The sequence below is a fragment of the Psychrobacter sp. SZ93C1 genome, from assembly GCF_015864635.1.
Classification (GTDB): domain Bacteria; phylum Pseudomonadota; class Gammaproteobacteria; order Pseudomonadales; family Moraxellaceae; genus Psychrobacter; species Psychrobacter fozii.
Genome location: NZ_JADYWY010000003.1, coordinates 121,128 through 134,183, shown reverse-complemented (window position 1 = coordinate 134,183; position 13,056 = coordinate 121,128). Strand labels below are relative to the sequence as shown.

Sequence of the window (13,056 nt, the reverse complement as noted above, 5' to 3'; positions counted from 1 at the left end):
TTGAACACAAAGACCATTAGGATATTCTGTGACTACTCGTTCAAAAGAATTACATCAGCCATATAAAATGCGCTATGACTGGGCTGAAGGCTTCAAAAAAAGCTTACCCGTGGCAATGGGCTACTTACCTGCAGGTATTGCCTTTGGTGTACTCGCGCAAGTTGCTGGTATCCCTGTGTGGGCTATCATTATGCTCAGTATCGTATTATATGCTGGCGCTGCGCAATATGCTTGTTTGCCCATGCTGAGTGCTGGTTTGCCGATTGGTAATATCGCGACGAATATTGCGGCTATTAATTTGCGCCATGTGTTCTATGGTATGCCATTATTGCAATATCTACCAAAGAACAAACTTGCTAAAATCTATTGTCTGTTTGCGCTAACTGACGAGACTTTTTCAGTCATGACCAGCTTGCCTAATGAGACGCGACAATCTTTGATACTACCAATCAGTCTCTTTAACCAAAGTTGGTGGGTACTGGCCAGTACGATTGGTATCATGATTGGCAGTACGCTCAGCGATTTGGTACCTCACTTAGATTTCGCCTTGGTTTGCTTGTTTGCAATTTTGGCTTATGAGCAGTTTCAAAGTATCAAACGCTATTTCCCAATTGGTATTGCGGTAGTCTCTCTAGCAGCAGCCTCGTTATTTACGAGTAACTGGTTACTATTAGTTGCGATTACCATTTGTATGTTGCTGATTTTAGCACGTGGATTTTGGGTGCAGCGAGGCATGGGAGAAAAGAACAACATGGCAGGAGAAACTGATGACCAGTAGTTATCTTATTTTCGCGACTTTTGCGATGGCCGCTGTTACCTTTATCACGCGAGCGCTGCCTTCTTTAATACCCAGAAAACTATTAGACACACCTTGGTTGCATCGACTGAATGAGAGCTTACCGCTATCCGTTATGGTGTTGCTTATTTTGACCAGTCTCTCTTATCAAGACCTGTCTGCGACCACGACTCTAAATAGTGCTGAATGGCACTTATTGATGGCACAAATTGGTGCCCTACTTTTAGTCTTACTTGTCTACCATATCAGCCGTCAATTATTAGTCAGCATGATCGTCGGTATCGCCGCTATTAGTGGCTTGTTGTGGGTATTTACGAACTTTCTAGGCTAAAAGCATTAGCTAGAATTTAGTGCCAAACAAAGCGTTAAACAATGTTTCAAACATAAAAAAGGCTGGATTCTTAATAGAATCCAGCCTTTTTCTAAACGTACTGTATAAAGCTAGCTAGTTAAGAAGGGTTGCTTCTTAAAGCTCTTCAACACCCATCATATCGACTGGGGTATCAGCCACTATTTGCACGCCTTTTTTACCTGTCTTAGCCGTGTCATTACGCTGCTCTTGTAGATGATCAAGATAGGCTTCATTGATCTGACCAGTGATGTAGCAACCATTGAATACGGCACAATCAAAGCCTTCAACTTTGCTATGCTTGGTATCTTTTACTGCATCGATCAAGTCATCCAAGTCTTGGAAAATCAAACGATCAGCACCGATGATTTCACGCACTTCTTCGACTGTATGACCTGAAGCAATAAGCTCGCTACGTACTGGCATATCGATACCATACACGTTTGGATACTTAACCGGTGGCGCAGCACTGGCGAAAAATACTTTATTGGCACCAGCGTCTCGAGCCATTTGAATGATTTCATGACATGTCGTACCGCGAACGATAGAGTCATCGACCAACAGTACGTTTTTACCTTTAAATTCTAACGGCACAGCGCTAAGCTTCTGGCGGACAGATTTTTTGCGTTGCTGCTGACCTGGCATGATGAAAGTACGACCGATATAGCGGTTTTTCATAAACCCTTCACGGTACTTAACATTCATCTTAAGCGCCAACTCCATTGCAGAAGTACGCGAGGTATCTGGAATAGGAATAACCACATCGATATCGTGATCTTCGCCCCATTCAGCCATGATTTTATCTGCCAGTTTTTCACCCATACGTAAGCGAGCTTTATAAACTGAGATATTGTCCATGATTGAATCTGGACGGGCAAAATAGACATACTCAAAGATACATGGTGTGTATTCTTTTTGCTCTACGCACTGATGGGTATGTATTTTATGATCGAGATCAATAAAGATAGCTTCGCCTGGTTTGACATCACGAATAATCGTAAATCCAGATCCTGTCAATGCGACTGACTCTGAAGCGACCATATACTCGGTGCCGCCATTTGGAGCCATACGCTTACCATAGATAAGCGGACGGATACCGTTCGGGTCACGAAAGGCAAGTAAACCATGACCAGTAATAAGTGCGACAACACCATAAGCGCCTTCGACACGGCCATATACAGCTGTGACTGCTTCAAAGATATCAGCAGGCGTTGCTTTGGTTTTACCCAAATTTTGCATTTCATGGGCCAGTACGTTTAGCAATACTTCTGAATCTGAATCAGTATTAAGATGGCGGCGATCTTCGATATACAAAGACTTGGCCAAGCTCTCAGCATTGGTCAAGTTACCATTATGCGCAAGGGTAATACCATAAGGTGAGTTGACATAAAATGGTTGAGCTTCAGCACTGCTTGACGTGCCTGCCGTTGGGTAACGAACGTGACCGATACCGAATTTACCAACCAGTTTCATCATATGACGATTCATAAACACGTCACGTACCATGCCATTTTCTTTACGTAGATAGAGTCGTCCATCTTGCAAAGTGACAATACCTGCTGCATCTTGCCCGCGATGCTGTAGCATCGTCAAACCGTCATAAAGTATCTGATTGACTGGTTCGTGAGCTGCAACTCCAATGACTCCACACATAATAGCTATATCCTATTTTGACCCATACATTAGTACTACAATAACGGCAAAAAATTAAACGGCACACTATCTAAAATACGTGCTGCCACTTACCGTCGACCTGATGATATTTACGAAACATTTAACAAGCATTTATCTTTTCGGTTTTCAAAAATAAGCATCCATAATTCACTGATGCTGACTTATGAGCCTTAACTGCTATCAAAAATTATTTTTTCAAGAATGAATGTCGAATACGATGTTATTGATGCTATAAAAGCTTGAGTGGTAAAAAAGACATGATAAAAATAATAGCATTAGGGCTTAAAAATATAATCGATTATCTTATGACTGATTGACTTGATCCCAAGCCATACCAAGCACATCTGACACCAATGCTTTACCCATCGGTGCATAAGGCATTAGCTCTGGCGCTAGAACTGAGGTTTGCCATTGCGGCATCTGTACCAACAGTGGCGCACTGACACTCAGAACGACTAAGACCATCAGTACGTTTTTAGCCGCACCAAGGACGCCACCTGCCATCTTATCAACGATATCCAGACGTAAGGTTTTGAGCACCCCTGAGAATACGAATGCAATAGTGTGCATGATGGCTAATATCACAATCACCACTAATAAAAATGCCATTGCCATTTGTAAGACAGGGTTTTCTACGATACCTGCTAATTGAGGCGACACAACACCCGCCAGACGCGTAGCAGCGACTAGCGCAATCAACCAACCGACCAAACCAATGGCCGTCTTAATCAACCCTACTTGAAAGCCGCGCCACAAGCCAACCAAGACAACAATAGCAATCACAATATCCAGACCACTCATTTTCTATGCCTCATACCCTATGGTATTTTTATCAAGTATTTACTTAAGTGTTTATGACAAGATTAATTTTTGAGCATTCAATTTGTAATAGGTTTATGGACAGTCTAGCTTTCCATGGCATCATAATAGCCACCGATTGCCTGAATACAAGACTGTACCAATCCAGGTCCACGATAGATAAGCCCCGTATAGAGCTGCACCATCTCTGCACCGGCTTGAATTTTCTTGACGGCTTTGGCACCACTATCGATACCACCGACACCGATCAAAGCGACCTTACCATCCAACTGATCAGAAAACTGTTGTAAAATCTGGGTACTAATATGGCTCACTGGACGACCAGATAGACCACCCATTTGATCACCATCACGTAAGTCTTCTACGCCGACACGGCTCAAAGTCGTATTGGTCGCAATCAAACCATCAATCTCAAAATCTATCAGCTGCTGTGAAATATAATCCACTTGCAGAGGCTCTAAATCAGGGGCAACTTTCAGTACCAATGGGACATAAAATCCATACTCGGTCGCCAATTGGCTATGACGGTTTTTAATGGTATCTAAAAGCTGAGTCAATGCTTCACCGCTTTGCAGATCACGTAAGTTTTTGGTATTTGGCGAAGAAATATTGACGGTAATATAAGAGGCATGCGGGTAAGCACGCTCTAAACAATAGACGTAATCATCTGCTGCCTGCTCTACTGGCGTATCGGCATTTTTACCAATATTAATGCCAATATTGCCTTTGTATTTGCAACGTTTGACATTTTCGATCAGATAATCGACGCCTTGGTTATTAAAGCCCATACGGTTAATAATGGCATCTGCTTGCTTTATTCTAAACAATCTTGGCTTGTCGTTACCTATCTGTGGCCTCGGTGTGACCGTTCCGACCTCTATAAAACCAAATCCTAACTCAGCCAAGGCATCAATATAGTCACCGTTTTTATCCAATCCTGCGGCTAGGCCTACTGGATTAGAAAACTGTAAACCCATACAGTCTGTTGGCTGCATCGACTGACCGTACACCAAACCTAAAACACGTGCTTTGTGAGCTTTATCCAATAAGGACAAGGTCATCTCGTGGGCGTGCTCGGGATCCATCTTAAAGAAAAAAGGACGAAGTAAGGCATAAGACATAGTAATGACAGACCCTGCTAAAAAGACATAGTGAATGAAAAGTGCGAATGAAATCAGGCGCTGCGATTATATCAGCTTAACAGAAATAAGAGCAAAGTTTCATACGGTAAATTTCTATATTAAAACCACAGCCTAATAGATAAGTAACGACTAACGGACTATCAAGGCACAGGACGACCATCCGTTAGTGCTATCCAACCACGGACGATACGGTATAGATGCCAGACAAAGGTAAATATCATAATTAAAAAACCAAATGTGGCTAACAGTAACGAGCCAATAGCGATATGATCACTGTCAGCCAACATGCTGACACCAAAGCCGCCCAAGGCAAACGTTATAATCATGATACCAATGACAAATAAAACAATGCTGTACCAAAAAGTCTTAATCTGCCAATCAAAATGTGTGGCCAGCCATGTTCCATCAGCATCACGACGCTTGGCATAGTTCATCACAATCGGCACAATCCACAATAGACCAGCGGTAAAGTAGCTAATCACATATAAAAAATAAGTAATGTGGTTATATGTGGTGAGAGAACGGCGCTTGTCGTTATTCATATTATCGTTATTCATACTGTCGCTCATCATATTACCTTGTCGTTGCTGAGATACACCATAATCAGAACGCTCATCATTAAACCCCTCATTATTAAAACTAGCCCCACCTGATTCATGATGACTGTTATCAGCAGTTTTTGTCTGTTTTTGCAAACGATCATCAGAATTGTGATTAAAGGAAGGATCCATAGTAAATTTCCATAATTAACAGTAACTAATCACTATTTGATGGGAGTAGATGAGCTGCTTTTCAATGAGTCTCATGATAAACAGTGATTTGAGAGCGATGTATTCATAATACTCTGTTGGAAGATAGCACATGCTCATAGAACACACAGGCATGAAATGGTGGGCACTTATCCCTGAATTGGATTATTTACTCTGAATTCCTTTAAGAGTTTCTGATAGATATTGTTTTGCGTATCGGTTTTATGAAATTTTTTGACCGTTCGTATGATACGGTCTAATGGGAAATATGGGACCAATGGTTTATTAATTAGCCTTAAAAAAATACATGAGTAAAGAGCTTAATATGGCTGCTCAGGTACAAAGCGATCAACCTCAGTTGCCATCCCCATCATCACAAACTCCATCTCAAATACTCTGGCTTCTGCCAAAGAAAACGACTCGGGATAATCACCTGTGAGTAGACCAGCGATATAAGCAACGATAGACATATGACACACGACGACCAGACATTCAGCTTCAATATTAGCCAAATCTATGAGAGCCTGACGCGCATCATCAGAAGGAGTAATGTTTTTTAATACGACCGATGGTACTGTAGATGCTCTCGACTGAAATTCAGCTAGTGTCTGCTGCGCTCTATCGTAAGGACTGACGACAAAGTAATCGGGATTGTAATGAGCCGTCACATACTCTGCCGTTTGTATGGCTTGCTGTTGACCAAAATCCGTTAACTGACGCGCGCTGTCTGGGCGCGATTCATCTTCTGCTTGACCATGACGAACGAGTATAATTTTCATAACCTTCCTTGATGTACTGTCATGATGGCGTTGCTTGTAGAATCATCATTCTTAAAACAACGTCATCATTTAACATTGGGGTTTTTACTTACTATCAGTATCGCCACTTTCATCATCAGCGCTGTCGCTTGACGTTTTCATTTGCGCGGTAAGTGCCGCATTACTGTGGTCATGCGCCATGACAAACTCGACATCACTGCGGAACCCTGCTTCCATGAGATGTAACGCCACACCCAATGCTGCTTTATCTTCATAAATAACCGCATAAAGCGCATGAGTAATAGGCATATAAATGCCTTCTTTGGTGGCTTTCTCATGTACTTGCTGAATGGTGTTGACCCCTTCAGCCGTCTGACCAAGTTTTTTCACCGCTGCATCGATGCTCATACCACGGCCAAGCATATTACCGATACGGTAATTACGACTCAACTCTGAGCTACAAGTGGCGTATAAATCGCCAACGCCAGACAACCCTAAAAACGTCAGTGGATTCGCACCCGCTTCGACGCCAAAACGACTCATTTCTGCTAAGGCACGGGTCAGTATCATCGCTTTGGTGTTTTCGCCGACATCGTAAGCCGCTGCCATACCCATTGCGATCGCATAGATGTTTTTGAGCGCACCGCCCAGCTCCACACCTTTGACATCATCACTGGCAAACACTCGAAAGAACGCACTATGTAGTGCGGCTTGTACTGCATGGCGCAGTGGCTCAGATTCACTAGCGATGACGGTAGCAGAAGGCATATTTTTCATGATTTCTATTGCAAGGTTTGGCCCTGACATGACACCAAAATTCACTTCTGGCAAAACCTCTTTAATAATGTCGCTCATCATTGCAAAGGTGTCCTTCTCCATCCCTTTGGTCAATGACACAATAGACTGTCCAGTGATAAATGGCGCAATATTTTTTAAGGTTTCTCGAAATGCCAAACCCGGTACAGCAATAAAAATAATGTCTTTGTCTTTGACGCTTGCCGCCAAATCATGGCTGTATTTGAGGCGATCATCAAGCTTATAACCTGGCAAGTATTTTTTATTGGTTTGGGTTTTTACCATCGCTTTTACAGTGCGTTTATTACGTACCCATAGCGTGGTATCACAGCCATTGCGGGCCGCCAAATTTGCCATTGCCGTACCAAAACTACCACCACCTAAAAATGCCAAACGCAGCTTGGTAGGATTACTGTGAATATCCGCCATGTTTTTTGCCACTGCGGACTCTACCGCACTAGGATTTAGCTTTTTACGGCCAATACCTGATTTGGTTGCACGCTCAATGATACCTGCCAGCAGACTGTTTTGCTTTTCTGGCGTATTCTTATCTGTTTCGCTATTTTCGTGACTGGTTTTTTTATGGCTATTATTGGGGCTGGTCATATTCTTTTATCCATGTTGACTGACTTATTATTAATAGAACTTATCATGACTTAGGCATTTTGGGTGCTGAAGTTATCTGGCTTTTTTGGCTTTTTTGGCTTTTTTGACTAAACAGGCGATGCTCAGAGGCGCTATGACTCAAATCGTACTAACGACTCGATATCAATGGCTTTACGTGGTGCCTCGTCTTTAGGACTGGTCCCAGTATAAACAAAAGCCGTGACATAATCATCTGGACCAACATTAAAGTAGGCTTTGACAGCTGGTTCGTTACATAACAACCCAGTACGCCACACGGTACTAAACCCTTGCGCTTTTAGTGCCAAAATAAGATTTTGAACAGCAGCACCAGCACTTAGCATTTGCTCAAAAGGTGGGACTTTTTTATGCGCTTGTATTTTAGTAACGACAGTAATAATCATGGGCGCACGTAAAGGCATATTATGAGCCTTTTCAATGTCTTTTTTAGACAGCTCTTCTCCTTCTTGCACTGCTTTCACTTGGGCAGCTTCTGCTAACGCATTACCTAGCTTATGACGAGCATCGCCTTCAGTGACGATAAAACGCCATGGTTGTAGTTTCTTATGATCTGGTGCTGTTGCCGCACATCCAATCGCTGTTTCAACTTGTGCATGAGTGGGTGCTGGTGCATCCAGATTACCCATGCTACGTCTTGAGTTGATCCAGCCAATCATTTCTTCACTGGTAATCGGCATACTGTCAGTGGTTACGTCTTTGATAGACAGTTTTTTATCATTGTTGTTAGATGTGGTCATTATCGTTCCTTATTTATTATTATTTTTTATCTAAAAAACTGCTGCCTTTATGCTGGAGTAACTTCGACACGATGCTCCATGCGCAAATAGTCTTCTGACTGCATCTCAAGCAAGCGTGAACGTGTACGCTCAATCTCAAACGCTAGCTTCTCTCCTTGATACAACTCCAAAATAGATTGCTCTGCTCGCACCAAGAGTTTTACGCGGCGATCATAAAACTCATCGACCAGATAAATAAAGCGACGCGTTGGATCACGGTAAGTGTCATCCTCTAATGCGGGCACGGCGTTGACCAATACTGTGCTGAACTGTTTAGCAATTTCGATAAAATCAGACGCTGAACGTGGCTCCATACACAAATGACGGAAGTCGCAAAATAGAATATCTTCGGTGCGAGCATTGATTTTTATTTCTCGTCCATTAATAGTAATTGGCTCATTACTAATTTTCTGGTTATTAGACAAGCTGGCAAAACGGTTGGCTAACCAATGATGATTGGCTTTGGTCATTGGCGACTCATATAGCTCAGCCTGTTGTAACACGCGCAAACGATAATCGATACCAGAGTCGATATTCATTACCGCCGTATGCCGTTCAACTTCAGCAATCGCCGGCATAAAGCGGTCGCGATGCAAACCATCTTTATACAGCCCCGACGGCTCAATATTCGAGGTGGCGACCAACGTGATACCACGATTGAACAGCATGGTAAACAAATCGCCCAAAATCATGGCATCAGAGACGTTAGAGACAAAGAACTCATCAAAACAAATGATGACCGCCTCTTCATAGATAATATCAGCCACTTTCTCTAAGGGATCACTCTCGCCTTGTAGCTTGTGTAGCTCTTGATGCACACGCTGCATAAAGTGATGGAAATGCAGGCGCATCTTGCGATCAATGGTCAATGAATCATAGAACATGTCCATCATCCATGTTTTACCGCGACCTACGCCGCCCCACATATATAAGCCTGTTGGTGCTACGGGCTTGGCTTTTAAAAAGCTAAAAAAACTTTTCTTTTGTGGCACACTATTGGCGAGCTGATGATGTATCTCATCAAGATAGCTCATGGCCTTGAATTGTTGCTCATCTTGAGTAAACTCATCTGTACTGACGGCTTGCTCGTAACGTTGCAATGGAGATAAACTCATAATACGACTCATCATTAGGCTAGGGCGTGTCATCAATTAGTACATGAATACATTTAGTGGTCTTAAAATGGCTAAATTTTGCTAAACATCGTTAGAAATTTTGTCAATATGTGCATATTAACGGCAATTTCTTCCTTGTTTAGCTACAATTTTTCTCATTTTAAGCCTCACAATCTAATTGATGACACACCCTAAATAAATATTAAAATAATAGATAAATTTTACCTGACCACATTCAAGTAAAACCTTTAAATGCTATGTTTTTCTAGCAAACCTTTCAATTCTGACAAACGCCCATGAAAAAAGTGACCTGCTCCGTCTACGATGCTTACAGGAATACCCAATCTATCAGCAAATTCCTGCATATTATTAGGGTCGATGACTTCATCTGCATTGCCATAAATCTCAAAGGTTTTATCAGCAGGCAAGCTAATGTCACTGCTGTCATTTTTTTCAACCGATGGTGCGATTAACGCAACGTTTGACACTTCAAAGTCACTTAGCCCCCATATATGGGATGCCTCGATTACTTGCTCAGCCACACGCGCTGTCACATAACCACCAAAAGAAAAACCACCAAGCCATAACTTTCGTGCATTGGTCTGCTCAGCAATCCATTGTAGCACGGTCATTGCATCCACCACTTCCCCTTCAGCATAATCATGCTCACCAGTTGACTGCCCTACGCCGCGAAAGTTAAAACGCACGACATGCATCCCATTGTCACGGGCAAAACGATACATGGTGGTGACCACTTTGTTGTTCATCGTACCGTCAAATAGCGGATTTGGATGGCAAAGTAATGCCACGGTATCGGTGTTTGGATCGTTAGGGTTATCTTGTTGCCATAGTGCGTCAACTTCTAGCACGCCAGCAGGAGCAGGAATCAATTGCATACAATTACTTATTAATTAAGAGTGAATGGCTCAATTATCCTAGATATGGTTTTTATTTCAAGTGATTTGCTGTGTCCAAGGACGGCTTTTTTAAATTTTTGACGAACGATGAACGGCTAGCATTGGCTATATCTATAATATTAGGGTGTATTATTATTTTGAAAGTAGCGATAGAAATGAGATAAACAATAGCCGAACAAGCAAAGCAGCTATGAAATGTCCCTGCAATACAGAACACAAGAACCGCCTAGACAGCCAAGAGTCGAATAGGTTAAATTCTTAAGCGTTACTGGACGACACATTAGTTGATATATTGCTCACACAATATCTGCTTAACATTGATATTTATGTTCGACTGACAAGGATTGAAAACCACTTATGAATACTTTTAATAAAACTACCATCTTAACCGCGACTATGGCTGCCGCACTTGCTTTAAGTGCTTGCCAAAGTACACCTTCATCACCCGTTATACAGCGTGCCAACTCTATTTATGAGACAACTGGCATCGCAGAGACCAAAGTAAAAGCACAGCAAAATGCGATAGACAGCGCGCAAAAAACCTGCCAAAGCAAGCAGGTCATTATTGTCGATGATACAGTAACTTATAACGGCATTTTAGATGAACGCACTGGCCGTATGGTTGGACAAGTAGGTGCAGTCGTCGGTTCAATTTTTGGTACAGGCTCGCCAGAGTTGTCACGTGATGACGATTATGAGTACATGATTAATTTCCGTTGCCAATAATATAAATATCCCTCAGAAAAAAATTGCTGTTTAGCATTTAGGCAACAAGTCTGCGATTAATATATTATTCTTATCGCAGACTTGTTGGCTTCTCTTTTTGTGTGTACGCTTTTGGGGTAAACTACCCTATTCAATACTCAATAGCTTCTAGTCAATCTATAAGTTATCGGTCTATAGAAAACCAATAAGCAACTCGCTTTTAAGCTTTCATCATCTTCGGTCTACTATTTATGCGCAAACCTAATCTTTCAAGTATCAAACAAGCGAAAGTAATAACGCCTGCTAAAGATTTGGCGACTTTAGAGGCCGAACTGGCTGAGCAGGAAAACAACCTTGAAGTTAACTTAGAAGATACCGTATTGCGTCTGAGCGACTACTTATCAGCGGTTGATATGGTTATCAAACAAACCTTTAATCACCGTGTATGGGTAAAAGCAGAAATTCGTAACCTGTCTAGCAAAGGCGGACATTATTATTTTGAACTGGCAGAAAAAGATGACGACGGCAAGGTCATTGCTAGCTGCCGTGGTAATCTTTGGCGCTTTAAAGCGGCACGTGTCTTAGCAAAGTTTGAGCGCGCAACGGGCATGCCACTCGATCGTGATTTGACGGTTTTATTAAAAGTATCGGCAGGTTTTCATGCGCAATATGGCTTCTCGCTCACCATTGAAGACATCGATCCTAGCTATACGCTAGGTGATCTGGCACGACAATATGCGGAAATGGTTGACCGTTTGACAGGCGAAGGACTATTGCATCTCAATCAGCAACTGCCTGCCCCTTTTGATATAGAGCATGTCCTTGTGATTGCACCTGAAAAAGCGGCAGGATTAGGAGATTTTCAAGCAGATGCGGATCGTTTAGCCAGTACAGGTGCTTGTCATTTCCATTATCATAACGCTACTTTTCAAGGCAATCATGCGCCTGCCGAAATCCGTCAAGCTATCGTCAGCGCTCAGCAGCAGTTTTACGACACGTATCAGCATTTGCCAGATCTATTAGTCATTATTCGTGGTGGCGGTGCTGTTGGTGATCTGGCCTATCTCAATGATTACGAGCTGGCCGCTTTGGTCGCTGAGCAGGCTATTCCTGTGTGGGTCGGCATTGGGCATGAACGTGACAAAGTTATATTAGATGAAGTCGCTCATACCAGCTTTGACACACCCTCAAAAGTTATCGCTGCGATTGGCAGTCATTTGGCGCAACTGGTCTCTCAGACACTACAATATCGAGCGCAAATCAAGCAAGCTGCTCAGCGCCAATTGAATACTGCCGAGCAAAAAACATCACGACAATTGAGCCAAGTACAGTCGCAAACGATTGGTCAACTAACTGCACTACGAAAAGACAGCGATTACGCATGGCGAAATATCCAGCAAAGCGCACAGCGCCAAGTAAAGCAAGCCATTAGACTGACAAGCGAGCTACGCGTACAAACACAAACCTCTGCAGATCAGCAATTAATAACGGCTGCTACTTATAGTCAGAATCATCAGAAATCTGTCATGCAAAGTGCTCAGCAACAAGTCATACAAGCACAACGTGACAGTGAGCATCTCCGTGACATTGTGCTACTGCATCGACCATCTCGTGTGCTTAAGCAAGGCTATACCATGCTGACTGACACAAAAGAAAAGAAGATACTGACCAGTAGCACCCAGCTATCTCCTGAGCAAACTGTGCATATCGTCCTAAAAGACGGTAAGGCAAAAGCGCAGATTATTGATGTCAGTACGGATCAAAAAGCGACGGAAACCTCAGATATGCCAACTCAACCACATAATAATATTTAACG

General features: G+C 42.6%; 13 protein-coding genes. 4 read left to right on the top strand and 9 right to left on the bottom strand.

Annotated elements, in window-relative coordinates; all coding sequences use genetic code 11:
- The first annotated feature begins 28 nt into the window (after nucleotides 1-28).
- Both I6E83_RS05245 and I6E83_RS05240 read left to right on the top strand, forming a co-directional pair.
- A complete protein-coding gene (locus tag I6E83_RS05245) occupies nucleotides 29-778 on the top strand; it encodes an AzlC family ABC transporter permease (protein ID WP_413787050.1) in 750 nt (249 codons plus the stop codon).
- Nucleotides 768-1,127: an AzlD domain-containing protein gene (locus I6E83_RS05240; RefSeq protein WP_197100255.1), complete on the top strand. Its 360-nt coding sequence runs from the start codon at nucleotides 768-770 to the stop codon at nucleotides 1,125-1,127. Before I6E83_RS05245 ends, I6E83_RS05240 begins: the two co-directional genes overlap by 11 nt.
- Nucleotides 1,128-1,262: 135 nt before the next feature.
- Here I6E83_RS05240 and purF read toward each other — a convergent pair whose 3' ends face one another.
- The 9 genes from purF to I6E83_RS05195 all read right to left on the bottom strand — a co-directional run bounded on the left by purF (nucleotide 1,263) and on the right by I6E83_RS05195 (nucleotide 10,514).
- Complete coding sequence (gene purF, locus I6E83_RS05235) at nucleotides 1,263-2,798, bottom strand: amidophosphoribosyltransferase (RefSeq protein ID WP_110922997.1); 1,536 nt, start codon at nucleotides 2,796-2,798, stop codon at nucleotides 1,263-1,265.
- 324 nt (nucleotides 2,799-3,122) lie between these two features.
- Complete coding sequence (locus tag I6E83_RS05230) at nucleotides 3,123-3,620, bottom strand: CvpA family protein (protein WP_197100254.1); 498 nt, start codon at nucleotides 3,618-3,620, stop codon at nucleotides 3,123-3,125.
- Nucleotides 3,621-3,724: 104 nt separating this feature from the next.
- On the bottom strand, nucleotides 3,725-4,759 hold the full coding sequence (locus I6E83_RS05225; RefSeq protein ID WP_197100253.1) for a quinone-dependent dihydroorotate dehydrogenase: 1,035 nt from the start codon (nucleotides 4,757-4,759) through the stop codon (nucleotides 3,725-3,727).
- A 161-nt stretch (nucleotides 4,760-4,920) separates the two neighbouring features.
- Nucleotides 4,921-5,511 (bottom strand): DUF4870 family protein, encoded by a 591-nt coding sequence (locus tag I6E83_RS05220; protein ID WP_227680822.1) that lies wholly within the window; start codon nucleotides 5,509-5,511, stop codon nucleotides 4,921-4,923.
- 338 nt (nucleotides 5,512-5,849) lie between these two features.
- Nucleotides 5,850-6,308, bottom strand: coding sequence for a SixA phosphatase family protein (locus I6E83_RS05215; RefSeq protein WP_197100252.1), 459 nt, complete (start codon nucleotides 6,306-6,308; stop codon nucleotides 5,850-5,852).
- A gap of 84 nt (nucleotides 6,309-6,392) precedes the next feature.
- Nucleotides 6,393-7,688 carry an NAD(P)H-dependent glycerol-3-phosphate dehydrogenase gene (locus I6E83_RS05210; protein ID WP_197100251.1) on the bottom strand — a complete coding sequence of 432 codons (1,296 nt, stop codon included), beginning with the start codon at nucleotides 7,686-7,688 and terminating at the stop codon, nucleotides 6,393-6,395.
- 131 nt (nucleotides 7,689-7,819) lie between these two features.
- Complete coding sequence (locus I6E83_RS05205) at nucleotides 7,820-8,464, bottom strand: nitroreductase (RefSeq protein ID WP_197100250.1); 645 nt, start codon at nucleotides 8,462-8,464, stop codon at nucleotides 7,820-7,822.
- Nucleotides 8,465-8,511: 47 nt separating this feature from the next.
- Nucleotides 8,512-9,618, bottom strand: coding sequence for a cell division protein ZapE (gene zapE / locus I6E83_RS05200; RefSeq protein ID WP_197100249.1), 1,107 nt, complete (start codon nucleotides 9,616-9,618; stop codon nucleotides 8,512-8,514).
- A 248-nt stretch (nucleotides 9,619-9,866) separates the two neighbouring features.
- Nucleotides 9,867-10,514, bottom strand: coding sequence for an alpha/beta hydrolase (locus I6E83_RS05195; protein ID WP_197100248.1), 648 nt, complete (start codon nucleotides 10,512-10,514; stop codon nucleotides 9,867-9,869).
- Between the two features lie 378 nt (nucleotides 10,515-10,892).
- Here I6E83_RS05195 and I6E83_RS05190 point away from each other — a divergent pair, with 378 nt between their 5' ends.
- Both I6E83_RS05190 and xseA read left to right on the top strand, forming a co-directional pair.
- Nucleotides 10,893-11,261: a hypothetical protein gene (locus tag I6E83_RS05190; protein WP_197100247.1), complete on the top strand. Its 369-nt coding sequence runs from the start codon at nucleotides 10,893-10,895 to the stop codon at nucleotides 11,259-11,261.
- 230 nt (nucleotides 11,262-11,491) lie between these two features.
- On the top strand, nucleotides 11,492-13,054 hold the full coding sequence (xseA, locus tag I6E83_RS05185; protein ID WP_197100246.1) for an exodeoxyribonuclease VII large subunit: 1,563 nt from the start codon (nucleotides 11,492-11,494) through the stop codon (nucleotides 13,052-13,054).
- Nucleotides 13,055-13,056: the final 2 nt, after the last annotated feature.